Below are 24,806 nucleotides of genomic sequence, written 5' to 3'. Positions count from 1 at the left end.
TTTTTAATTAATTGAAGAGGGCTTTTAAAGCCTCTTCCGAATGCACAAACAATGATACGTTTTCAACAGCTCTTCCTCATGCGCGGCACTAAACCTCTTTTTGAGGGCGTCGATTTAACGCTTAATCCACGCGAAAAAATTGGTTTGATCGGCTCCAATGGCGCAGGCAAATCCAGTTTATTCGCCATGCTGCGCAATGAAATTCACTCAGATCAAGGTAGCCTGGATTTTCCAGCGCAATGGCAAGTAGCATATGTGGCGCAAGAAACGCCCGCATTAGAACGTTCCGCGATCGACTATGCAATCGATGGCGATACCCGTTTAAGAAAACTAGAAACCAAACTAGCTGAATTAGAAGAGCAGGAAGCCACCGATGAAAACGGTAACCTGATCGCCGAGGTCTACATTGCCCTGGCTGATGCGGATGCCTACACGGTGCAATCCCGTGCTGAACAATTATTGTTAGGCCTCGGTTTTACCATGGCGCAAATGACGCAATCAGTCGCCAGTTTTTCTGGTGGTTGGCGTATGCGTTTGAATCTGGCACAAGCACTGATGTGTCCGTCAGATTTATTGCTGCTCGATGAGCCAACCAACCATTTGGATTTAGATGCGATTATCTGGCTGGAAGAATGGTTGAAACGCTATGCCGGCACCTTGGTTATTATTTCACATGATCGCGATTTTCTTGATGGCGTAGTCAATGTCATCGTGCATATTGATGAACGCAAGTTAAAACGTTACGGCGGCAATTACTCCAGCTTCGAGCGTCAACGATTAGCGCAATTGGTGTTAGCTCAAGGCTTGATCGAGAAACAAAATCGGCAACGAGCACATTTAATTTCCTTTATCGACCGCTTCAAAGCTAAAGCCAGTAAGGCTAAACAAGCCCAAAGCCGGGTTAAAGCATTGGCACGAATGGATGAATTAGCCCCATTACGGGCCGCTGCAGAATTTTCTTTTGAGTTTAAAGAACCACTCAACGCACCAAATCCTTTATTGGTTTTGGAAGATGTCAGCGCGGGTTACCACTTGGATGAATATGATCTGAGCAAAACCAAAATTATCGTCGACAACATCAATTTTTCACTGCAAATTGGGCAGCGGATTGGGTTGTTAGGCGTCAATGGCGCTGGTAAATCAACCTTAATCAAAACCATTGCAGGTGAACTCAATCCTGTAAATGGCGTAGCGCATATCGGCAAAGGATTAACAATCGGTTACTTTGCTCAGCATCAGGTTGAAATGCTGCGCCATGACGAGTCACCGCTTTGGCATCTAATCAAAATCGCCCCGAATGTCCGCGAACAAGAATTACGTAACTTCTTGGGTAGCTTCAACTTCCCTGGGCAGATGGTTACCTCTCCGATCAAGCCATTCTCTGGCGGTGAAAAAGCGCGATTAGCTTTGGCGCTTATCGTTTGGCAACGCCCTAACCTGCTCCTGCTCGATGAACCAACCAACCATTTAGATTTGGAAACACGCGAAGCATTAACTGATGCGCTGGCGCAATTTGAAGGCACCGTCGTATTGGTATCGCATGACAGACATTTGTTACGCGCCACCACGGATCAATTTATTATTGTTGCAGATGGTGAGCTAAAACCATTTGATGGCGATTTAGATGATTACAAAGACTGGCTGTTACAGAATAAATTAGCTACTGCAGAAGCGGCAAAAAAGCATGTTGCAACGAGCGTTGCAGCTCAAGTTAGTCAGCCAACGATTGAAAATAAACCGGTAAAAATATCTTCACTCAATCCGACACAAAAGAAAGCGCTTGAGGCAAAAGTTAAACGCTTAGATGAAGAAATCGAAAAATTCAATCGTGAATTAACCGCTTTCGCCAGTAAATTAGAGGGTGGCGATATGTATGAAGAAAAGCGCAAAGAAGAATTGAAAGCACTACTCGCGTTGCAAGCCACTACGCAAAAAAATCTTGAACTGGCTGAAAGTGAATGGCTTAGTTTGAATGAGCAGTTAGAAGGATAAAGGTAAGGATAAAAACGGCACTGGCTAAAACAGTATTTTAGCCAGTGCCGTCTACACTAATTTCTTTTAGGATATTTATTTTCAGTTTCATTCACCTGACGTCGTAAAGCTTGTTTTTCCTCTTTAGATAACGGTTTTTTCTGATGTACTGGAGGAATAAATTGCGCATTTGGATTTTTGCTGGTGTTTTCATTGCTCGCTGAAAGATTTGCCCGACCCGCCATTTTTTCCGACTTGTGTAGCTGATGTTCGTTACGGTCAGTCATTTTATTTTCAGTTTGAAGCGCGCCATCTGCCCAGGCGCTGTATGACAGAACAGACAAAAAACAGCATAAAAGTGAGCGAAAACTGGTCATATAGTTCAAATTAGTAAAATACAATTAGTTAAAGAAGTATGAGTTCGAGGTAGAGCTGAATATGGGCAAACCTTAGAGTGGCCTCATACACAGTGCATAATATTAGATTGTAAGATGATGCATATAGGTGGATGATAGATTTTGCCGTAAAGTATGTAACAATTTGTGATCTTACCCTATTGAAATAAGCCAATTTTGACAAAATCCTCTAACATATCGCCATGAATACAGAACACTTACCAAATCAGACTTCAGGCCATACAAACCACCAAGCAAAAATTTTGGTGGTGGATGATGACATCCGCTTACGCGAACTATTACGGCGCTATTTAAGCGAACAAAATTTCAATGTAGTCACAGCTGAGCACGCAATTGCCATGAATAAATTATGGCAGCGCGAACGCTATGATTTATTGGTGCTGGACTTAATGCTGCCCGGTGAAGATGGCCTGTCTATTTGCCGACGCTTGCGCGGCATTGGCGATACCACACCGATCATCATGCTGACCGCTAAAGGTGAAGATATTGACCGCATTATCGGCTTGGAAATGGGTGCAGATGATTACTTGCCCAAGCCCTTTAATCCGCGTGAATTAGTAGCGCGAATTAATGCAGTGTTACGGCGTAAAGGAAGTGATGAAGCGCCGGGTGGCCCTTCTGAAACACCGCAATCATTTGAATTTGGCGGCTTTACGTTAGATCTTGGTACGCGAACCCTTAAAAAAGGTGACGAAAATATCCCTATTACCACTGGCGAATTTTCTGTCTTGAAAGTATTTGCACGTCATGCGCGTCAACCACTTTCAAGAGAAAAATTAATGGAATTGGCACGCGGTCGTGAATATGAAGTGTATGACCGCAGTTTAGACGTTCAAATCTCAAGATTACGTAAATTAATCGAGCCAGATCCGTCAAATCCGCTCTATATTCAAACCGTGTGGGGCCTGGGCTATGTGTTCATTCCTGAAGGTCAACCTCGTTAATGCATTTCTTTAGGGAGCAATTTGTCTGGCTTAAAAGCGGTTTGTTTTGGCGCACCTTTTTCTTTTTGACATTTGCCATCTTCATCAGCTTGGTCACCTGGTTTTCTTCTTTTCAGCTTAATGAAGAAAAACCACGTGCCCAGCAAATAGCCTCCCAACTACTGTCCGTCATTACCATCACCCGCGCGGCCTTAATTCATTCTGCGCCAGAAAAGCGCCAGGAATTATTATTCGACCTGGCCAGCGATGATGGCGTGCGCATCTATTCTCTGGAAGATTCAGACATTATCGAGCCGGCTCCGGCAGGTATTTTTATGCCCGCCTTACAGGAAATTGTGCGTGGTAAATTAGGGGCTGGAACAATATTTTCGCGCCGTGTAAATGGTATCGATGGGTTTTGGGTTAGTTTTCAAATTGATGAGGATGATTACTGGATAGTGCTTGATCGCGAGCGTTTTAATGACGTTTCTAATTTACGCTGGATTAGCTGGTCGGCGCTGATTTTGTTAATGTCGATTTTGGCGGCGATGATCATTACCCGTTTAATTAATCAACCTTTGTCGCGGCTAAGTCAGGCCGCACGTGCTATTACAGAAGGTCATTTTTTAAAACCATTGCCGGAAACAGGTATTGCCGAGATTCGCGACACCAATAAAAGTTTTAATCAAATGGCGCAAGAGTTGGCGCGTATTGAGACTGATCGCACCTTGATTTTAGCGGGTATTTCACACGATTTAAGGACACCTTTAGCGCGTCTGCAACTGGAAGTTGAACTGGCTCACTTACCCGAACAGGCTCGTTTGGGAATGCAATCGGACATTGTTCAAATGGATGCCATTATTGGCCAGTTTCTTGACTTTGCCAAACCGATGGATGCCACCTGTTTTTCTAATCTTGATCTCTCTCATTTATTGGAAACAGTGGTGCGCTCAGTGCAACGGCTTCCTGACATAAAAATCAAATACTTTATTGCGCCGAATATGAGCATTGGAGGCAACGGGATTGAGATTAGCCGCTTGATTAATAATTTAATTGAAAATGCGCGCCGTTACGGGAAAACCCCAGGAAAAAATTATGCTGAAATAATGCTGGTTTGCAAGCCTCAGGAACGCAATAAAATAATGCGTATTGTGCTGCAATTTTCAGATAATGGTGTAGGCATCCCTGAAGAGGATACCGAACGTCTATTACGCCCTTTTACTCGGGTTGACAGTGCCCGAAGTCAGGCCAATGGAGCAGGATTAGGTTTGGCAATTGTGCAGCGTATTGTTCAACAACACCGCGCCTCGATGCGCTTAATTAACCGCAAAGGTTTATTAATTGAGGTGTGCTTTTAGCTTTTACTTCACCGCTCGCTCAGCCTTGGCGGAGAACCGTGCCTAACGTCACGCACTACCTCCAGTGAAGATTCATCGAGCTTAAAGACGCTGACGATTTTAGCTAAACTATCTGCCTGATCTTGTAATGATTTTGAAGCAGCCGCCGCCTGCTCTACCAATGCAGCATTCTGCTGGGTTGTATTATCCATGTCGGTGATGGCTAAATTGACCTGCTCAATTCCGGCACTTTGCTCCTGGCTGGCTGCTGCGATTTCAGCCATGATGGCGACGACCTGCTTTACGGAAGTCACGATCTGATTCATCGTCGCTCCTGCTTCATCAACCAACTTGCTCCCTACATCTACTTTTCCCACCGAATCATCAATCAGGCTTTTAATCTCTTTCGCGGCAGCGGCTGAACGTTGCGCCAAGTTACGTACTTCAGATGCGACCACCGCAAAACCACGCCCTTGCTCACCGGCACGGGCGGCTTCCACCGCTGCATTTAATGCCAGAATATTGGTTTGAAATGCAATACCATCAATGACACCAATAATGTCAACAATCTTGCGTGAGCTATCTTTAATCGAGCCCATGGTTTGAATTACTTGCCCGACCACTTCTCCACCTTTGATGGCGACTCCGGAGGCAGAAACGACTAACTGATTCGCCTGTCTCGCATTGTCCGCATTTTGCTTTACTGTCGACGTCAATTGCTCCATTGCAGAAGCGGTTTCTTCCAGGCTGGATGCCTGTGCCTCTGTGCGATTAGATAAATCCAAATTGCCGGCAGAAATTTCACTGGACGCCAAAGCTATAGTCTCGGTACTCACCCGCACCGCACTAATCGTTTTGTTCAACGACGCAACAAACCGGTTGAATGCATTAGCCAGTGCGCCAATTTCATCTTCAGATTCAACGCGCATGCTACGACTGAGATCACCATCCCCGTCAGCGATTTCACCCAACATTCCAGCCGCACGTGCAACAGGTGCTGCAATTGCCCGGCTAACCATGAAGATCATGAATAACCCAATGCTGCCGCCGACCAATCCAGCCACCATCGCTGAAATAAAGGCGGTCTTCATTACATTTCCAAGCACTTCTGACTCGGGCACTTCGGCAATCACATATAGGTTAAGCTCAGGTACAAAAGAGGATGCCACTATTTGCTTGCCAGCTTGTGATGAGTAAATGCTACTGGTAAATTTTTCGCCGCTAAGTAACTTACTGCTTAGCTCCTGATTAAATCCTGGCAAATCCTTGAGGAAATGATTGCCGTCGACTAGCGCAGGATCGCGATGTATCAGCATGCTGCCATTAGCACGTACTAAATACACGAAGCCGGATTTTCCAACGTGATAGGAGCGTATCGTGTTTGCTAGTGTATCCACAGACAAACCCAGACCGGACACACCGTGCTTACCTTGCGCATCAAAGCGCGTATCAACAAACAACATATAAGAGCCTGAAGCAACATCTTTGTCGATATTCAACGTGTACGGTTTTCCGCTGGCAAGGAAACTGTAAAACCATTGATTAACATCACTCGATTTATCGAGCGTACGATTCAGGCCCGCTTCGGTGAAATATTTTCCCGTACCCTCGGATATCCAAAATACCGTAGCAGCATGGGATTGCTCCTTCAGCTTTGTTGCATAACGCTTCCATCCTGCTAACCCGTCATCCCCTAATCCAGCTACTTCCCAATCAAGTAAGTAGGTATTATTGGCAATACTCGATGAGATCGCCATTGGTTCTCCGATTTGTCTGAGGATGTCATTACGTATTTCCCCCACTACGGCGGGCAACTCTTGGGTGGTTACGCGTTCACGAATACCCTCGCCGGTCATGATGATGGAGAGCGCAGAAGAAATTATCAGAAACAGCAACAAACAAAAAGCCATGCTGAGCAGAAGTTTTTTTTGTATGGATAAGCGCTGCCAGATATTCATGGGGGTATTCCAAAAAAATTGCGTGAACCATCAAACATCAAAACCGTTTACGAATACCTATTCCTACGCTGCTGAGTGTATAAGCATATGCAGTTGCCTGGTCGTTCATATAAGCCATGTAAATGTCGGTCGATTTGGATAAATTGTAGTCATAGCCGACGGAGAAAGTCTTGTGATCGATAGCTCCACCGGTTTTGGCATAGGAGGCCAGCACGTTGCCTTGCCCCATGGCGATGCTGGTACCAAGTTGAAAGGTGTCCAAAGTTAAGGATGCCAAACCAGTTTGCGTGGTATCTGTATTTTGATATTGAAAAAACAGTTTAACCGGAGCAAAGTCATAAGAAGCGCCAAGCTGCGCAATTTTTTGTGTTGTACCCGCTGGATAACCACCACCAAGTGTATAGGTGTTATTACTAGTGCCGGACACGGTAGAATTTTCATAAGCGACAGTCGCCGCGAAAGGGCCATTAAAGTACAGCAGATTACCGCTAAACGATCCGGCCACGCCGCTTTCGCCAGACAATGAATACAGCAGTTTTGCGCTTAGTCCGCTAAAATTCGGGGTCGAATAACTGATTGCATTGGAATATCCCGAGTCTGCGCTAATGACATTCCCGGCTGAAAAAGCGTAATAGGTATGCTGGATAATAGGGCTATAACTGAAGGAGTCGGCAAACGGATTAAACAACAATGTGGACAGATAAAGAGGGCTGATTTGCCGTCCCAACGTCACGCCACCAAAGTCACCCGACAAACTGACATTAGCATCACGAGAAAAAAGCGGATCGCCATCAAAACGTCCATCGCTCCCCATACCTGGCCGAAAGAATGTGCCCAGCGTAAAGCTTGCTTTCATGCCGCCGCCCAAATCTTCATTACCGGCAAATTGCAAATAAGAAGATTGCATTCCGCCATTCGGACCGGGAGACAAACCATTAATGCTGGTTGTATGCTGCCCGGTAGATGCTGAGGTCTGCGAGTTGACTTCCGCATCAACCAACCCAGACACCGTTACATTGGTTTGTGCCATCGCTGGAATGAGAAAACAAACAGTGTTAATTAAAATAAATATGGGTTTGCGCCAAAAAGCACTGCTGCATCTGTTCATCGCTAGTCCTTGTTGTCATTCGCCTTATTGACTGTAATTGAAATCAAAACTCAGCCCAATCCCCTGCCGCAACCTCCGTCATCATTGCCTTGGTTGAGGAGGCTCATATTATTGTTGCTTTTCATCTTAGTTCACGGATTTACGCAATGCTAGGTATTTGATTAACTGAAGAATGCACGATTGGTGCAGGTTTGGAATGGTTAGCGGTGCTAAACGGACAGATGCCCATCGATGGGAAGTAATGGAAAAACAGCCAGATGGGCGATGGCTGTTTTAAATTAATGCGTTATGCAGTGCGTTATGCAACTACCAAATTACTCTTCTTCTACAATCGGCCCTGCTTTAAATAGCGTAGCACGTAGTGCATGGTCAAATTGTGGGTCGTGGCGACGCATCCACTCCAGCAACATGGCAATATTTGTTTTCTCGATTTCGCGCGATGCAGCCAAAATCGAGATGAGCGAAGAATCCGTACAGGCATCAATGCGCTGATTACACCGATCAAGTTCAGCCAGTTTTTCTGAAACAGACATAATTGCGCGGTGCATATCCATCGTGGGCGCCGTCAATTTTTTAGACTCTTCCATATAATCATCTGACGTCATCTTGGCTCCTGATTAAATTAGATTTCGCTAAACCATTAAACCATTATGCCGTTTTTGGACGTACTGGTTTGCGTCCGATTGGCGCTGCGCCTTGACCACTTTCCAGAGTGAATTTTGCAGCGCTGTCATTACCTAGTGTTTTAACCAAATACGGCATCACTTCTTTTAACATCGCTTCCATAGTCCAAGGCGGGTTAATGATAAACATGCCGCTGCTATGCAAGCCAAAACCATCCGGCATCGCCTGGCTGATCGACAACGTTACACTCAACCAACTATCAACCGGTAACTGCGACAATTTTCTGGCAAATTCACGCGACTCCTGGCGTTGCAATACCGGATACCACACAGCATAAGTTCCAGCTGAAAAGCGTTGCAGAGAATCGGCCAAGGTGTCTTTTACGCGCTTATAGTCACGTTTATCTTCATATGGCGGGTCAATTAACACCAAAGCACGGCGCTGTTGTGGTGGCAATAGCGCTTTTAAGCCTTCGAAACCGTCACCGGCCATTACCATCACACGTTTGCCACGGGCTTTTTGCCCTTGTTCAGCTTGATGCAATTCACGTTTGCGCATATTTTCATGCAAAATTTTGATATCACTTGGATGCAATTCAAATAAACGCAAACGATCTTCCAGACGCATCACATGTTCAGCGCAATACGGCGAGCCCGGGTAGTAGCGCAACTTGCCACTTGGGTTAAGTTCTTTGATTAAATCGACATACTCAACCAACGCAGCAGGCAAATCTTTTTTCTCCCAGAGCTTGGCGATACCATTTTCATACTCGGCATTTTTAGCAGCGTAACCGGTATCCAGCGCGTACAAACCGGCACCGGCGTGCGTGTCGATATAAGTAAATGGAGCGTCTTTTTGCCCCATGTAATTCAGCAACTGGATGGTAATGAAATGCTTTAAAACATCAGCATGGTTGCCGGCGTGAAATGCGTGGCGGTAACTTAACATAGGAATCTTTTTCAATAAAATTGTGACGGCTTGCTTGAATCGCCGCAATTTTTAAGCCGAATGGGCTTAAAAAGGTGGTTATGAGTAATGCGGCGTGGTGTTGCCGTACAGGATAACGCGCATTATAGCGGATAGGCAGACTAGATAGAGCTTCAATTAGCAGAGGGGAACTACGGGAACATGACTGAAAAGAGCGCTGAAAGCGGATTATTTTCATTATTTAAGCACTTTTCCATCTACTTCCCTGTTTTTTGAAAAATTAAACTTATTCCATTCAGGCAACACGCTTCCCTAAAATGATCAAATCGCGTTCAATACCATCCAAATTGGCTACTTTGGGTAATTCAGCCCACTTTTGAAAGCCAAATTTTTCAAACAACCGCAAACTGGGCGTGTTATGACCAAAAATAAAACCCAACAAAGTATGCACACCGACCAATGGAGCATGGGCTTCGGCCAGTTTTAAACAATACGTACCCCAACCTTTACCGCGCGCATCTGGATGTAAATAGATGGAAAGTTCGGCCGTACCCGCATAAGCAGCCCGCCCGTAAAAGTTTGAAAAAGACAGCCAGCCTAAAATCTGCTTGCCCTGCCCATGATCCAGCTCCAACACCCACAATGGCCGTTTTTCAGGCGAGTGTTCATCAAACCATGCCTGCCGAGAAGCAACACTCACTTCTTCGACATCGGCAGTAACTTGACGCGACGCGACCGTCGAATTATAAATCGCGACAATATCGGCTAAATCTTGCTGAACGGCGATTCGGTGCAGTGGCATAGTCAACCAAACTTAAAATTTAAAGAGTATGGGTAATCCGTGTGGAGCGCAGCGCTGAACCGAGCAATTCTTCGATCCGTTGCTTAATCCGGGTTCCACTATCGTCGCCGGGGAAATGCACACCAATCCCTTGTGACTTATTGTTGCCAGCGGTAGACGGCGTAACCCAAGCGACTTTGCCGGCAATCGGGTATTTATTCGGGTCATCCAACAAAGTCAGAATCAGGTAAATCTCATCACCTAAATTGTAGTTTTTGTTGGTTGGAACAAATATGCCACCCTGTTTTAAAAATGGCATATAGGCAGAATAAAGCGCGGCTTTTTCTTTAATGACCAACGAAAGTACCGATGGGCGCACGGCAGCTGTCATTGCTGGCGCATCATTAGGAATATCTGCCATTTCATTCTTTCTAGGGAGCATTCCCTGTCTAAAGTTTAATTATTTACTTGTGTTTAAGCTGAGCTTAGCTGCGTTTTTTACACAAAGCTATGTAGTCCAGCAACATTTCTTCGATCAGCAATTTAGCGGATAGCGGGTGTTCAGCTACCGCACGCCTTTGCATGTTGCTATAAAGCAATGTTAATAATGCAGGTATCGTTATGCTTAATGCTAGCACATCAATTTCTTTATAGTAACGCGGATAATAACGGATTTTGCCAGTTAATTTATAGGAAAAAACATCATATAACCAGCGTTGCATCCAAGAAAGGAGCAAAGGGATGGAAGTTTTTTGCAATTTGTCGGCAATTTTTAACGCGCCATCCAAATCTGGACGTTGCAATTGCAGTAAAAATTCATGCTGCTGTTCATGCGATTCCGATTGCGATGCAGCATAAGCCGCCAATGGTGCGCCGCCCTGCTCTGCTAAAAATTGATCGGGATGCTTAATCTCCTGCTGCAATAACCAACTCATGGCCTGCTCACTACTCGGCAGTGTCAACGCAAATTGGCGGCAACGAGAAACCATGGTTGGAAGCAAAGAATCGACGTTGCAGGTCACTAATATAAAAACCGTGTTCGGGCCCGGCTCTTCTAATGATTTAAGTAAAGCATTCGCTGCGGCAACATTCATCGCGTCAGCAGGATAAATGACGATAACCCGCCGACCTTGTCGATGAGTAGAAAGTGTCATGAAATCGGACAGGCTACGCACCTGATTAATGACAATCTCTTTCGACGGTGCTTTGGTAGCTTTACTGGTCTTGGCAGTATCTTCGCCATCAGATTCAACGGCATCTTCTAATATTTCTGGCCGCAAACGGCGAAAATCGGGGTGACTGTATTGGCCGAACCAGCCGCAAGAAATGCAGGTGCCGCAAGCTTGCCCATCGGGCTCGGGCGATTCGCACAGTAATGACTGGGCCAACCATTCGGCAAACTGGGTTTTACCGATGCCTTCCGGACCGTGCAATAAAATCGCATGCGGCCAGCGGCCTTGCATCTGCTGCAATTGTGCCCAAGCTTGATGTTGCCATGGATAAAGTGATCTACTCATAAATTTAAACCGAATTTTTCATTAGGACGCAGCCAGGCGACGGCGAAACATCCAGCGCTGCTGATCCGAGTTGTCCGCATCATACGCATAACCGTCCAGATCAAACTGTTTTAACTGTTCTGGATTGGTAATTTGATGTTGGGCACAATAACGCGCCATCAAACCCCGCGCACGCTTTGCATAAAAAGAAATAATCTTATAACGATCATTTTTCCAATCTTGGAACACCGGCGTAATCACTTCCGCTTTTAACGCTGGCAAACGTACCGATTTAAAGTATTCATCGGAAGCCAAATTAATCACTACTTGTTCTTTATGCTCACTTAACACCGCACGTAAATTATCAGCAATCGTGTCACCCCAGAAAGCGTATAAATTCGCTCCTTTGGGATTCGTTAAGCGCGTGCCCATTTCTAGGCGGTAAGCTTGCAATAAATCAAAAGGACGCAGTACGCCGTAGATTCCAGATAAAATGCGGGTATGTTTTTGTACGTAATTAAGTTGCTTTAAGTTAAGTGAATACGCATCTAACCCTTCGTAAACATCCCCGTTAAACGCAAAAATGGCTGCTTTGCCTTGCTCCAGGCTTGGAGACTTAACCCAGGCGGCATAACGCTCTTTGTTTAATTGCGCTAATGACTCAGATATACCCATTAACTGCATCAACTCCAGCGAATTTTGCTTTTTAAGCAGTGAAATTAATCGTGCAGCTTGCGGCATAAACGTCGGCAAACTCAGTTGAATAGCATCAGAATGCGGAATTGGCGTGTTGTAGTCGAGAGATTTTGCTGGCGATAAGGCAATTAACATAGTTTTAAAATTTTTGATTCAATGAAAAACAAATAGAAAAGAAACTGGAAAGTGACACATGATACCTAAACCACCTGAAAGCCGCCTAGTTTTAGTGTTAGACACCAATGTTTGCCTGGATTTATTCGTCTTTCACGACCCACGCTGGGCATCATTGCTTGCGGGTTTGCAAAACGGCACATTAACCGCCATCACAAAAAACAGTTGCCGTGATGAATGGCTAACAGTATTGCACTACAAACAATTACCGATTACCGATGAAACACGCCCCGCCATCAGCGCGGCTTTTGATCAGCTAATTCGTTGTACCAATCCAGATTTGTCGTCTACTATAAAACTACCAATTTGCAGCGATCCGGATGACCAGCAATTTATGGAATTGGCCAGAGATGCGCATGCAACCCACCTGATTACAAAAGATAAAGCCTTACTGAAATGCGCTAAAAAAGTCGCGCAATTAGGTTTATTTCAGATTTTATCGCCCGAAAAATTTCTAGGCTCAGTGGAGTTTTAAGTTATTTTTATTTCTCTGATGAATTTATAGTTGTTTTTATCAATCGATGACATATGCTGATAAGTGTAAATTATCCCCAATAATTATTTCCACAAGACAATAAATAATGATTTAAGCCTGGCTAAAACTCGATTTAAACTTTGTATTCTGAGGCGGAGTCTGCGCCCAATAATGGAGATCAAGGGACTATGAACGACTCTGACGAAGATCTGGAAGCACTGTTTGAAGAGATGGCCTCTCAACCGGCGGCCGCCGCTCAATCAACGCCAGCGGTAGCAACCCAAGCAACTTCAACTACGCAAACCTCTTCAAATTCAGAAGAGGCCGAGGTAGATTCAAACGCCAACAAACCAATTTTTGAGCGTTTGGGCGGCGTAGTTCGCGTACTACATGACTCGATGCGGGAATTGGGCTATGACCGCTCACTAGCTGAAGTCACCTCGCAAATAACCGACGCCCACGGGCGACTTGAATACATCGCCACACTCACCGAGCAAGCTGCCAATAAAGTCTTAAATGCGACCGATGAAGGTATGCCGGCACAGGACGAACTAGCCAAAAAAGCCAAAGACATTGATGAACGCTGGACTAGCTTATTCAAAGGTCAAATGAGCATAGAGGCATTCAAAACATTAGCCAGTGATTCACAGAAATTTGCCAAAGATGCCATTGCCTCAACTGAAGCTGAAAAAGCGCGGTTGCTGAGTATTATGATGTCGCAGGATTTCCAGGATTTAACTGGGCAATTAATCAAAAAAGTGGTCACCATTACCAGCGCAGTAGAGCATGAGCTGGCTCAAATTTTGATTGATAATGCACCGGCGATGTCAGCAATATTGAAAGATAAACCGGTTGAATTGATGGAGGGCCCGTCGGTACCTGCTTCCGCGATGGAGCAGGACGACGTAGATAATCTACTTGATAGTCTGGGCTTCTAATGGATGATGACATGCTCAAAGAGTTCGTTGTCGAGGCATTGGACCTCGCAACGAATGTGGAAGAACACTTGCTCTCCCTGGAGCGCAACCCGGATGACATGCAAACCTTAAACGCGGTTTTCAGGTCATTCCACACCATTAAAGGTGGCGCTGGCTTCATGAATTTGACCGCAATGGTAGAGGCTTGCCATTTGACAGAGAATTTATTTGATGCATTAAGAACCGGTAAAGCGCCAGTGACCTTAATCGCCATTGAAGCGGCGTTAGAGGCCAGCGGTTTTGTGGCCGACCAACTTAAAGCACTTCACAACGGCACCGCTCCGGATCAGTTATCACTGATGCCGCATGCCCTAGAAGTAATACTGACCAATGCCATTGAAGGTAAAGGGCCACCGGCTGCAATAGCCGCAGTACCTGTTCCGACACCAGTTACGCCCGTCGTTCAGGCAACGCAAATCGATGCAGATGGTATTGACTGGGACGCACTTTATCAGGCGGTTGTACCAGCGGGTACCAGTGCAGCCTCAACTGCAGCCTCATCGGCTATCTCACCGACTGCCGCCGCAGCAGCTGCAACAATAGCCGCCGCACAAATACCACTACATAGTGCTGTTCCGATTGCTAAAGTCAGCTCAGCGGAAGTTAAGCAAAATTTAGCGCCGCCAAAAGAAGAAAGTATTCGGATTGATGCGGTAAAACTCGATGTACTGCTGGAGGTTGCCGGCGAATCTGTACAGGCAGCAAATCAGGCGGGCGTATTGCTCGAAAAACTGGCGCAATTTAAATTTGACGACAGCGCCACCGTATTAATGACCGCACTGACAGAAACGCTGTCACGCGCTTCACGCTATTCAACGGAATTGCAGCGCGCTTCGTTAGCAACCCGGATGCAACCGGTCGGCCGCCTATTTCAAAAATTTCCCCGCTTGGTGAGAGAACTCGCCAAAGATCTTGAGAAAGACGTTGATCTCAGTATTTCCGGTGCAGAAACTGAAGTTGACCGAGTTGTGGTGGATAGCCTGTACGATCCGCTGGTACACATGCTACGCAACTCCCTGGATCATGGAATTGAAACGCGTGAAGAACGCGCCCTGACTAAAAAACCTGCGAAATCGGTGATCGCACTTAAGGCATGGCAAGAAGCTAGCAGCGTCATGATCGAAGTCACCGATGATGGAAAAGGCATGGATGCAAACCGGTTGCGCACCATCGCCATTTCAAAAGGTTTAATTGGTGAAAATGATGCACGTAGCCATGAAGAAGCTTATCAATTAGTGTTTTTACCCGGCTTTTCCACCAAAGAAGTTGCGTCCAGCGTATCCGGGCGTGGGGTCGGGATGGACGTAGTGAAAACGGCAGTTGAAAAACATCGCGGCGATATTCGTATCACCTCCAACCTCGGTACCGGCACCAGCTTTTTAATCCGCTTACCGATTGAACTCTCCATTGTTCCAACCATGTTGGTCAGAACATCCAGTGCTTCTTTAGCCTTGCCAATGGCAGTAGTGCAACGTGTGGTTGAATTACCGGAAATCTATGAAACGGTCGGCGGCTCGGCAGTGCTGCGCGATCAAGGCACCCCGCTTCCAGTCCGATCCTTAGCCAGCATACTTGGCTATGAGCCTTGCACTGAGCGGGTCGGCATCGTCATTGCAGCAGACAATCCTTACATATTGGCGCTTGAATCGGTTGATGGCACATCAGACTTGGTCATTAAACCGCTTACTTGTATCAGTACGCCGGGAATTACCGGTACCGCCCGTTCAGCAGAAGGCGAATTGGTTTTAGTCATTGGCTTAGGATTCTTGCTACAAGGCTGCGAAGCATTGGGTGCCGTGACGGTATAAATTAAAGTACATGACATCCTGGATTTTTTCTTTATCCGTGTTTGCATTTATAGTTTGTGCTTATAATTAGCGTGTTTTCAATTCAATAGCGCCGTATTTTAGTCGCGCACCGCATGTCTACACTTTTTAATGAACTGGTATTTACCGACTCTTTCGGTGCGTTAGGCACTGAATTTTCTACTCCGCAGCCGCCCACTCCCTTACCGGAACCGTATTTAATTGCGACTAGTCCATCCAGTTTAGCTTTGTGCGGAATTTCACCCGAGCAAGCAAAAACTAGCGAATTTATACATCTATTTACTGGTAACCAATTACCAGCCAGTTCCCAACCGCGTGCCGCCGTCTATTCCGGTCACCAATTTGGTCAGTGGGCCGGACAATTGGGCGATGGCCGAGCGATTTTATTAGGTGAATTAGCCGGGCTTGAAGTGCAATTAAAAGGCGCTGGGGCAACACCTTATTCACGCATGGGCGATGGCCGAGCCGTGCTACGTTCTTCGATACGCGAATTTTTATGCTCTGAGGCAATGGTTGGCTTAGGAGTTCCAACCACGCGCGCTTTATGCATTACCGGTTCACCGATGTTAGTCATGCGAGAACAGCCTGAAAGCACGGCCGTAGTAACCCGGATTGCGGCTAGCTTTGTTCGCTTTGGTTCCTTTGAACATTGGTTTTATCGTGATGACGTCACTTCGTTAAAAAACCTTGCCGATTTCGTTATCCAGCGCTATTACTCCGAGTTGTCCGGCCTGGAAAATCCGTATGCAGCACTGCTACGCAAAGTCACCAAGCGCACTGCTCATCTGATGGCGCATTGGCAAACCGTCGGTTTCATGCACGGCGTGATGAACACCGACAATATGTCGATATTGGGGTTAACCCTCGACTACGGCCCATTCGGCTTCATGGAAGCCTTTAATCCTCAGCATATTTGCAACCATAGCGACAATCAAGGCCGCTATTCATACGCGATGCAGCCGCAAATCGGCGAATGGAATTGTTATGCGCTGGGGCAAGCCTTATTACCCTTAATTGGTTCGGTTGACGAAACCAAAGCTGCTTTAGCTGACTTTGGACTGGAATATCAAAGCAAGTTAGCCGCGTTGTGGCAGGCCAAACTGGGATTAACTTGCAGCATGGAAGAAGATGATGCCTTAATTAGCGCCATGTTAAGCATGATGAAAATCAATCAACTGGACTTCACCATTTTCTTCCGCCGCTTAAGCGACTGCTACTTAAATGACGCCAGCATGGATGACCAGTTACGCGATTTATGTGTTGATCGCGACGCTCTTGATCAATGGCTCAGTCAATATCGGCTGCGGCTAACAAAAGAAGCCAGTGTTGATGCAGTTCGCCAACAGGTAATGCGACGTCATAATCCTAAATTTATCTTGCGTAACTATTTAGCGCAACAAGCAATCGAAGCTGCGCAACGCAATGATTTTTCTGAAATTGAAAAATTACGCCAAATTTTAGCTAACCCGTTCGACGAACAGCCTGAGCATGAATTGTATGCAGCCCTCCCGCCAGATTGGGGTCGGGCACTCTCTGTTAGTTGTTCTTCATAGATATAATCAAGGAAACTCAAGATGAAAAAAGTCATTAAATCCGAAGCCGAATGGCGCGCCGAATTAAGCCCCATTGAATTCCAGGTGAGTCGCCAGGCAGATACCGAACGTGCGTTTACGGGGAAATTCTGGGATCATCATGTGCCGGGAATTTATACCTGCGTATGCTGTCAAACGCCGTTATTTTCTTCCGACGCCAAATTTGATTCGGGCTGCGGCTGGCCAAGTTATTTCACTGCGCTAAATCCTGACCATGTCAGGGAAATTGTCGATAAATCACACGGCATGACACGCACTGAAATTGTGTGTAATATTTGCGACGCGCATTTAGGCCATGTTTTCCCCGACGGACCACCGCCAACAGGACTACGTTATTGCATTAATTCCGCTTCGTTACGCTTTGATCCAACCCCTTAATTCGCTCACTTGTATCAGTCATTATGAAAATTTTATTTGATCTATTCCCCGTAATTTTATTTTTTGTCATGTTCAAATGGGGTGAAGGTCATGCCAGTGCCGCTCAATCGTTTTTGCAGACTTATTTTGGCAACCTGATTTCTGGCGGCGTCCCCAGCCAAGCGCTAGCCCCGATTATCCTGGCTACTGCTGTCACCATTGTTGCCACCGTGCTGCAAATTGCTTATTTATTAGTACGCCGCAAAAAAGTAGACGGTATGTTGTGGATTTCCTTTTTGATCGTCAGTGTTTTTGGTGGTTTAACCATTTATTTTCACAATGAAACCTTCATTAAATGGAAACCTACCATGTTGTATTGGAGTTATGCAGTTGCGCTAATTGTCAGTCAATTTGCCTTGCATAAAAATTTAACCCGTACTTTTTTGAGCAAACTTGAAGATGATCTGGTTATTCCAGAAACGGTATGGAGTAAGCTAAATTACGTTTGGATCGCCTTTTTCATCGCTATGGGTGGCTTGAATTTGTTGATTGCGTATAATTTCTCTACGGATATCTGGGTAAATTTTAAACTATTTGGCAGTATGGGTTTCATGTTCGTATTTCTGCTGCTGCAAATTATATTTCTGTCCAGATACAGCAAACCTTCTGAGGAAAGCTTATGAACAACTTATCGGCAAGTAGAATTGCTAAAATTGAACAACGTTTAGCCGTTTTAAACCCAATTTCGTGCCAGATAGAAGACGATTCTGCTTTACACGCTGGACATGCCGGTGCGGCCTCGGGTGCGGGGCATTTTAGAGTAACCATTTCATCTGAAAAATTTAATGGTATAAAGTCTATCCAACGGCACCGACTGGTGTATGATGCCGTTGGCGATTTGATGCAAACAGATATACATGCTTTAGTAATCACTGCTTTAGCGCCTTCGGAAGTACCTTAATTTTTTCTATTTTCAAGCTTTATTTTTAAAACATATTTAGGGATACATAATGACTTTTAAACCTGCTCATTTATTGCTCGTATTACTAGCCTTCGCAACTGCACCTGTCATGGCACAAAATGTGGCTGTAGTAAATGGCACGGCCATTCCTTCGTCACGCGTTGAAGAAATGGTAAAACAAATTACTTCACAAGCTAATGCGCCTCAAGACTCTCCAGACTTGCGTCTCAAAATCAAAGATGAATTAATCACTCGTGAAATTCTGATTCAAGCTGCTGACAAATTAGGCCTGGCTAAAACTACTGAAGTAAAAGCACAGTTGGAAATTGCCCGTCAATCGATCATGATCCGTGCTTTAGTTAACGATTTCGTGAAGAAAAACCCAATTACTGATGCTGAAATCAGCGCTGAATACGAAAAAATTAAAGTACAAGCTGGCGACAAGGAATACCACGTTCGTCATATTTTAGTAGCGACTGCAGATGAAGCAAAAGCAATCATTGCTAAATTAAAAGCTGGTTCAACTTTTGACGAATTAGCAAAACAATCTAAAGATACCGGTTCTGCAAATAACGGTGGTGATTTGGATTGGGCTACTCCAGCAGCGTTCGTTAAACCATTCTCAGATGCAATGGTTGGCCTGCAAAAAGGTCAAATGACTGAAACTCCGGTACAAACTCAATACGGTTTCCATGTGATTAAAGTTGACGACACTCGTCCAGCTAAAATCCCAACATTGGATGAGCTGAAAAAGCAAATCGTTGAAGGTTTAGAGCAAAAGAAATTGCAAGCTTACCAAGAAGAACTGCATAAAAAAGCAGTGATCAAGTAAGCACGTAGTTTAGCTTCAGCAATAAAAAAGGCATCTGCATAGATGCCTTTTTTTCATTCTTATTTTCAATGCTGCTCGCGCAGTGCCTAATGACAAGTACAAACAGACCGACTTTTGCCTCGCTTATTCTGGCATTGAATTACTACTTACCGACTAAACTAAACCCATTCATCGTTGCCTGAAATTTTTTACAAAAGGATACTTCAATTATCCTCAATAAAAAAAATTTTATGTCGTAACTAATAGGAAGCGCGGCATTGTTACTTGCATGCACATAAAATGCCGCTAATATGGTTTGTATGGAGGTTATATGTCTATTTCTGCTCTCGGCAACAATCAACAAATTGCATATGCGCAATTTTTCTCCGGCCAGTCAGTCAATAATCAAAACTCTGGGGGAAATAGCACAGCGCCAGCCAATAACCAAGGCAATGGCAACAGCTTTTTTAGCGCTATTAGCAATGCATTAGCGCAACTTGGGGTAGGTACGGCCAGCTCAGCCAGCACTAGCAGCGCTGCGGCTGCGGCGACGTCCACAAATAGTGCATCAACTAGCCCCTCAGCCACTACTAGCGAAACGCCTCAACAAGCATTGTCCGCATTTGTACAGAACTTGTTTGCAGCGATACAAGCGCAAGTCAGTGGACAATCCAGCTCAGGAAGTGCGTCAGGATCAACAACTGGCGTAACGGGCCACCATCATCACCATGGCGGCGGCGAAGGTAAATTGGAAAGTGGTATTCAAGATTTAATACAGCAACTGGGCGCATCATCGTCAAGCTCTAGCGCATCTAGCAGCAGTACTGGAGCTGGTGGAACCGGCACCAGTTCCAGCAACTCAGCCAACTCCACATTAGCGGCACTGCAAACTAGTTTTAATAACTTATTATCGACCGATGGAATTTCCAGCACGGGTACGTCGCTCTCTGGCTTTTTACAGTCATTATCACAAAACCTACAAGGCTCTACCACTTCTGGAAATGTGGTTAGCACCCACGTTTAAGCTCAATTAAGCAATAAAAAAGGCGCATCACCTGGTGCGCCTTTTTGTTATGCATTAACGCATGTGCGTAACGTTAGCCCACCCACTTACGTGCATTACGGAACATACGCATCCAAGGGGAATCTTCGCCCCAACCTGCTGGGTGCCAAGAATGTATTGCGCTACGGAATACTCGCTCCGGATGCGGCATGATGGCTGTAAAACGGCCATCTAATGTCGTCACAGCAGCAATCCCTTGCGGCGAACCGTTAGGATTGTACGGATACGTTTCAGTTGCGTGTCCCAGATTGTCAACAAAACGCAAACCGACGATTGCTTCTTGCAGATTGCCAGTGGTAGAGAAATCGGCAAAACCTTCACCATGTGAAACCACGATTGGGGCTTGTGTTCCAGCCATACCTGCCATAAAGATAGATGGGCTGTCAGTGACTTCCGCCATCACAAAACGACCTTCAAATTGCTCGGATTTATTCCGGGTAAATTTAGGCCAGGCATGTGCGCCAGGAATAATGGATTTTAAGTTGGAGAGCATTTGGCAACCGTTGCAAATACCTAAGCCAAAAGTATCTTTACGCTGGAAAAATTCCGAGAATTGCTCTGCCAATTGCGCGTTAAACAGAATCGTTTTAGCCCAGCCTTCACCAGCACCCAGTACGTCACCGTACGAGAAACCACCAACCGCAATAATCCCGGCAAAATCAGCCAATTTGGCACGTCCGGCAATCAAGTCACTCATGTGCACATCCACAGCGGTAAAGCCTGATTTGTGCATGACATACGCTGTTTCCACATGTGAATTTACGCCTTGCTCACGCAGAATCGCTACTCGTGGACGCGCTCCTGTGGCAATGAACGGTGCGGCAATATCTTGCTGCGGGTCAAAGCTTAACTTCGGCTGCATACCAGGATCACTTGCATCAGCAAGACGTGCATATTCCGCATCAGCACAAGCTGGATTATCACGCAAGCGAGCTAATTGCCAGCTGGTTTTACTCCAGATTTGGTGCAATTCTGAACGACTTTGTTTAAAAATCTCTTTAGCGTCACGAGTAATTAAAATATCAGCACTCGTGTTTGGCTTACCGATAATATGGCTGCAAGCACCTAAATTAAAGCTGCGCAAGACATCCATAACGGCTGATTTTTGATCGGCACGAACCTGAATTACCGCACCCAATTCTTCATTAAACAAAGCGCGTAATGTTTGTTCGTTGCGACGTTCCGCAATTTGACCAGCCCAGTTTTTAGCTTCGCCTGAATCGGCAGCGTGCCCGATATCCATCGCTAAAATATCAACGTTGATATCTAAGCCCATGCGGCTGGCAAACGACATTTCACACAAGGTGGTAAATAAACCGCCGTCGGAACGGTCATGGTAAGCCAGAATTTTTTGTTCGCGGTTCAATTGTTGAATCGCGTTAAACATGCCTTTTAAATCTTCTGCGCTATCCACGTCAGGCACATCATTACCCAACTGCTGGATAACTTGCGCGCAGGCAGATGCTGCCAAACGATTTTTGCCACGACCTAAATCAATCAGTATCAAGACCGTGTCGCCAGCGTCGCGATTTAATTGCGGCGTTAAATTAGCGCGGATATCTGTGACCGGTGCAAAACCGGAAACGATTAATGAAACCGGAGAAGTCACCGACTTTGCAGTACCTTCATCGCTCCATGTGGTACGCATTGACAGCGAATCTTTGCCGACCGGAATCGATAAACCTAAGGCAGGACACAACTCCAGACCAACCGCTTTCACTGTCGCAAACAAAGCTGCATCTTGACCTGGTTGGCCGCAAGCAGCCATCCAGTTAGCTGATAATTTAATGTCGGAAAGTGACGCTATTGAGGCTGCCGCCATATTGGTAATAGTTTCACCAACTGCCATACGTCCAGAAGCTGCCGCATTCACAACAGCCAACGGCGTACGCTCACCCATCGCCATTGCTTCGCCTAAATAGCCTTCAAAACTCATCGCCGTTACCGCACAATCAGCAACCGGTACTTGCCAAGGGCCGACCATTTGGTCACGCACCGACATCGCGCCTACGCTACGGTCACCAATGGTAATCAAAAATGATTTATCGCCAACAGTAGGCAAACTCAATACTTTATGCGCTACATCGGCTAAGGCGATACCGGTTAAATCTAAGGCAGGAAACTGGTTAGCCACGGTTGTTACATCGCGCAGCATTTTAGGTGGTTTACCTAGCAATACATCCATCGGCATATCAACCGGTGAATTATCATGCAGCGGATCGATCACTTTTAACTGACGTTCTTCGGTGGCGGTACCAACCACGGCAAACAGACAGCGCTCACGTTCGCAATAGTATTTAAACAGTTCTAAATGTTCTGGCGCAATCGCTAATACATAGCGCTCTTGCGATTCATTACTCCAGATTTCTTTTGGTGCCATGCCGGATTCTTCCAGCGGAATTTGGCGCAGATCAAAAATCGCACCGCGTTTGGCGTCATTGGTGATTTCTGGGAAGGCATTAGATAAACCACCCGCGCCGACGTCATGGATAGACAAAATAATATTGTCTGAGCCCATAGCCCAACAAGCGTTAATCACTTCTTGCGCACGGCGTTCCATTTCAGGATTACCGCGCTGTACCGAATCAAAATCTAAATCCGCTGTGTTGGCACCGGTCGCCATTGATGAAGCGGCACTGCCGCCCATGCCAATGCGCATTCCCGGGCCGCCCAGTTGAATTAATAAACTACCGACCGGCAAGGCGTTTTTAAAGGTATGCAGATCAGAAATGCTGCCCATACCGCCAGCGATCATGATCGGCTTGTGGTAACCGGACACCTGCCCTGCCACGTTTTGTTCGTAGGTGCGGAAGTAGCCGCCTAAAATCGGGCGACCGAATTCATTATTAAAGGAAGCGCCGCCGATTGGGCCTTCCAGCATAATTTGCAATGGGCTGGCGATACGGTCTGGTTTGCCGTACTGGTTACCGGCTTTACCGTTGTTGGCCACACCTTTGACTACATCCGCATCATTTTCCCAAGCTTGCAGATTGCCAGGCACGCACAAGTTCGATACCGTAAACCCAGTTAAACCTGCTTTAGGCTTTGAACCGCGTCCTGTAGCGCCTTCATCGCGAATTTCACCGCCGGCGCCAGTTGATGCGCCTGGGAATGGGGAAATTGCAGTTGGGTGGTTATGCGTTTCCACCTTCATTAAGGTGTGGACTAATTCATCGCTGGCCTGATAGACATTGCCTGTTGCGGCACCGCGTGCGTAGAAACGCGAAACGGTGGCGCCTTCGATGATGGAGGAATTATCGCTATACGCCACAATCGTGCCGCGCGGCGCTAGCTTGTGGGTATTTTTAATCATCGCAAACAAGGACGTATCTTGCGTTACGCCGTCGATAATCCAGTCCGCGTTGAAGATTTTATGGCGGCAATGTTCGCTATTAGCTTGCGCAAACATCATCAGCTCAACGTCGGTCGGGTTACGTTTTGCGCTGGTAAAGGCATTGAACAGATAGGCGATTTCATCTTCGGATAAAGCCAAACCTAATTCAACGTTAGCGTGATTTAAAGCCGCTGCACCGCCCGTTAAAATATCAATAAACGCTAACGGTTGCGCAGTTAACTCTTGGAATAAGCCACTTGCATCGGTTTCATTGCGCAACACGATTTCAGTCATGCGGTCATGCAACAAGGCGGCCACTTTCGGCAGCATCGTCTCGGACAGGTTTTTTACGCCGCCCAGTAAGCCGGTTTTAACTTGTACATGGAAACTAATCCCACGTTCGATGCGCTTGATTTGCGCCATGCCGCAGTTGTGCGCAATTTCAGTGGCTTTACTGGCCCACGGTGAAATCGTACCAAAGCGTGGAATAACGACGAATAAATCGCCCGATTTATCGCATTCAGGATTTCCAACGTACGCCTCACCATAGGTCAACAACGCAGATAAGCGCGCTTTGTCGTCCTCAGCCAGCGCAGTAGTGCTGTCAATAAAATGAGTGTAGCGCCCGGTGACCGCAATAATCGACGGTTCTATTGCTTGCAAACGGGAAAGGAGACCTTGAGTACGGAACGAAGACAGGGCGTTAGAGCCTGGCAGAATCAACATAGCGAGTGAGGAGTGGCGTAGAAACGGGTAAGCGTATCTACTGGGTTGCACGAAGACCGAGATTATACCGCGATGCAGCACGGACATAAACCACTTCAATGTAAACAATCGCTTGATTTTTGACCTTCTCCGTAACGTGGGCACGATTTTATGCTCACGCGTTACCGCCAATTAAGAATATTCTTGAATAAAATTCAATTAATTATTTTATTAATAACCATCATCGGTAGGCAAAGTTACCCACGCTATGATTTCAACACAGGCAGCAGTGTG

22 protein-coding genes are annotated in these 24,806 nt (G+C 46.0%); 12 read left to right on the top strand and 10 right to left on the bottom strand.

What is annotated here, in order from left to right; all coding sequences use genetic code 11:
• Positions 1-51: 51 nt before the first annotated feature.
• Positions 52-1,992 (top strand): ATP-binding cassette domain-containing protein, encoded by a 1,941-nt coding sequence (locus S2091_RS19965; RefSeq protein ID WP_105533730.1) that lies wholly within the window; start codon positions 52-54, stop codon positions 1,990-1,992.
• A 56-nt stretch (positions 1,993-2,048) separates the two neighbouring features.
• Here the strand turns inward: S2091_RS19965 and S2091_RS19960 are convergent, their stop codons facing one another.
• Positions 2,049-2,258 carry a hypothetical protein gene (locus S2091_RS19960; protein WP_133166944.1) on the bottom strand — a complete coding sequence of 70 codons (210 nt, stop codon included), beginning with the start codon at positions 2,256-2,258 and terminating at the stop codon, positions 2,049-2,051.
• A gap of 311 nt (positions 2,259-2,569) precedes the next feature.
• Here S2091_RS19960 and ompR point away from each other — a divergent pair, with 311 nt between their 5' ends.
• Both ompR and S2091_RS19950 read left to right on the top strand, forming a co-directional pair.
• A complete protein-coding gene (gene ompR / locus S2091_RS19955) occupies positions 2,570-3,331 on the top strand; it encodes an osmolarity response regulator transcription factor OmpR (RefSeq protein WP_105533728.1) in 762 nt (253 codons plus the stop codon).
• Positions 3,331-4,668 (top strand): ATP-binding protein, encoded by a 1,338-nt coding sequence (locus S2091_RS19950; RefSeq protein WP_105533727.1) that lies wholly within the window; start codon positions 3,331-3,333, stop codon positions 4,666-4,668. The genes ompR and S2091_RS19950 overlap by 1 nt, the downstream gene beginning before the upstream one ends.
• Positions 4,669-4,676: 8 nt before the next feature.
• Here the strand turns inward: S2091_RS19950 and S2091_RS19945 are convergent, their stop codons facing one another.
• From S2091_RS19945 to yaaA, 8 genes are all read right to left on the bottom strand, one after another.
• Positions 4,677-6,605 carry a methyl-accepting chemotaxis protein gene (locus tag S2091_RS19945; RefSeq protein ID WP_105533726.1) on the bottom strand — a complete coding sequence of 643 codons (1,929 nt, stop codon included), beginning with the start codon at positions 6,603-6,605 and terminating at the stop codon, positions 4,677-4,679.
• A 37-nt stretch (positions 6,606-6,642) separates the two neighbouring features.
• Positions 6,643-7,713, bottom strand: a complete 1,071-nt coding sequence (locus S2091_RS19940) for a porin (RefSeq protein WP_105533725.1) — start codon at positions 7,711-7,713, stop codon at positions 6,643-6,645.
• Between the two features lie 314 nt (positions 7,714-8,027).
• Positions 8,028-8,318 carry a ferritin family protein gene (locus tag S2091_RS19935; protein ID WP_105533724.1) on the bottom strand — a complete coding sequence of 97 codons (291 nt, stop codon included), beginning with the start codon at positions 8,316-8,318 and terminating at the stop codon, positions 8,028-8,030.
• A gap of 43 nt (positions 8,319-8,361) precedes the next feature.
• Positions 8,362-9,285, bottom strand: coding sequence for a 23S rRNA (adenine(2030)-N(6))-methyltransferase RlmJ (locus tag S2091_RS19930; RefSeq protein ID WP_105533723.1), 924 nt, complete (start codon positions 9,283-9,285; stop codon positions 8,362-8,364).
• A 274-nt stretch (positions 9,286-9,559) separates the two neighbouring features.
• The gene (locus tag S2091_RS19925; protein WP_105533722.1) at positions 9,560-10,066 is read right to left on the bottom strand and encodes a GNAT family N-acetyltransferase; all 507 of its coding nucleotides are present in this window, start codon (positions 10,064-10,066) and stop codon (positions 9,560-9,562) included.
• A 19-nt stretch (positions 10,067-10,085) separates the two neighbouring features.
• Positions 10,086-10,466, bottom strand: a complete 381-nt coding sequence (locus S2091_RS19920) for a PilZ domain-containing protein (protein WP_243405506.1) — start codon at positions 10,464-10,466, stop codon at positions 10,086-10,088.
• 64 nt (positions 10,467-10,530) lie between these two features.
• Positions 10,531-11,562, bottom strand: a complete 1,032-nt coding sequence (holB, locus tag S2091_RS19915; RefSeq protein WP_105533721.1) for a DNA polymerase III subunit delta' — start codon at positions 11,560-11,562, stop codon at positions 10,531-10,533.
• Between the two features lie 21 nt (positions 11,563-11,583).
• On the bottom strand, positions 11,584-12,372 hold the full coding sequence (gene yaaA / locus S2091_RS19910) for a peroxide stress protein YaaA (protein WP_105533720.1): 789 nt from the start codon (positions 12,370-12,372) through the stop codon (positions 11,584-11,586).
• A 58-nt stretch (positions 12,373-12,430) separates the two neighbouring features.
• Between yaaA and S2091_RS19905 the strand changes: the two genes are divergently transcribed.
• The 9 genes from S2091_RS19905 to S2091_RS19865 all read left to right on the top strand — a co-directional run bounded on the left by S2091_RS19905 (position 12,431) and on the right by S2091_RS19865 (position 20,434).
• On the top strand, positions 12,431-12,886 hold the full coding sequence (locus S2091_RS19905; RefSeq protein WP_105533719.1) for a PIN domain-containing protein: 456 nt from the start codon (positions 12,431-12,433) through the stop codon (positions 12,884-12,886).
• Positions 12,887-13,074: 188 nt separating this feature from the next.
• Positions 13,075-13,824: a protein phosphatase CheZ gene (locus S2091_RS19900; RefSeq protein WP_105533718.1), complete on the top strand. Its 750-nt coding sequence runs from the start codon at positions 13,075-13,077 to the stop codon at positions 13,822-13,824.
• An 11-nt stretch (positions 13,825-13,835) separates the two neighbouring features.
• Entirely contained in the window at positions 13,836-15,671 is a 1,836-nt protein-coding gene (locus S2091_RS19895; RefSeq protein WP_243405505.1) for a chemotaxis protein CheA, read from the top strand.
• A 113-nt stretch (positions 15,672-15,784) separates the two neighbouring features.
• Entirely contained in the window at positions 15,785-17,242 is a 1,458-nt protein-coding gene (locus tag S2091_RS19890; RefSeq protein WP_105533716.1) for a protein adenylyltransferase SelO, read from the top strand.
• Positions 17,243-17,263: 21 nt separating this feature from the next.
• A complete protein-coding gene (msrB, locus tag S2091_RS19885; RefSeq protein ID WP_105533715.1) occupies positions 17,264-17,659 on the top strand; it encodes a peptide-methionine (R)-S-oxide reductase MsrB in 396 nt (131 codons plus the stop codon).
• A 23-nt stretch (positions 17,660-17,682) separates the two neighbouring features.
• Positions 17,683-18,321 (top strand): septation protein A, encoded by a 639-nt coding sequence (locus S2091_RS19880; protein ID WP_105533714.1) that lies wholly within the window; start codon positions 17,683-17,685, stop codon positions 18,319-18,321.
• A complete protein-coding gene (locus S2091_RS19875; RefSeq protein WP_105533713.1) occupies positions 18,318-18,599 on the top strand; it encodes a BolA family protein in 282 nt (93 codons plus the stop codon). Before S2091_RS19880 ends, S2091_RS19875 begins: the two co-directional genes overlap by 4 nt.
• Positions 18,600-18,648: 49 nt before the next feature.
• Positions 18,649-19,431: a peptidylprolyl isomerase gene (locus S2091_RS19870; protein WP_105533712.1), complete on the top strand. Its 783-nt coding sequence runs from the start codon at positions 18,649-18,651 to the stop codon at positions 19,429-19,431.
• A 310-nt stretch (positions 19,432-19,741) separates the two neighbouring features.
• Entirely contained in the window at positions 19,742-20,434 is a 693-nt protein-coding gene (locus tag S2091_RS19865) for a hypothetical protein (protein ID WP_105533711.1), read from the top strand.
• 73 nt (positions 20,435-20,507) lie between these two features.
• Here S2091_RS19865 and purL read toward each other — a convergent pair whose 3' ends face one another.
• On the bottom strand, positions 20,508-24,533 hold the full coding sequence (purL, locus tag S2091_RS19860; RefSeq protein ID WP_105533710.1) for a phosphoribosylformylglycinamidine synthase: 4,026 nt from the start codon (positions 24,531-24,533) through the stop codon (positions 20,508-20,510).
• Positions 24,534-24,806: the final 273 nt, after the last annotated feature.

Origin of the sequence: Solimicrobium silvestre (assembly GCF_002976435.1) — a bacterium.
Taxonomy (GTDB): domain Bacteria; phylum Pseudomonadota; class Gammaproteobacteria; order Burkholderiales; family Burkholderiaceae_D; genus Solimicrobium; species Solimicrobium silvestre.
This window is presented reverse-complemented; position numbering and strand designations above follow the sequence as displayed.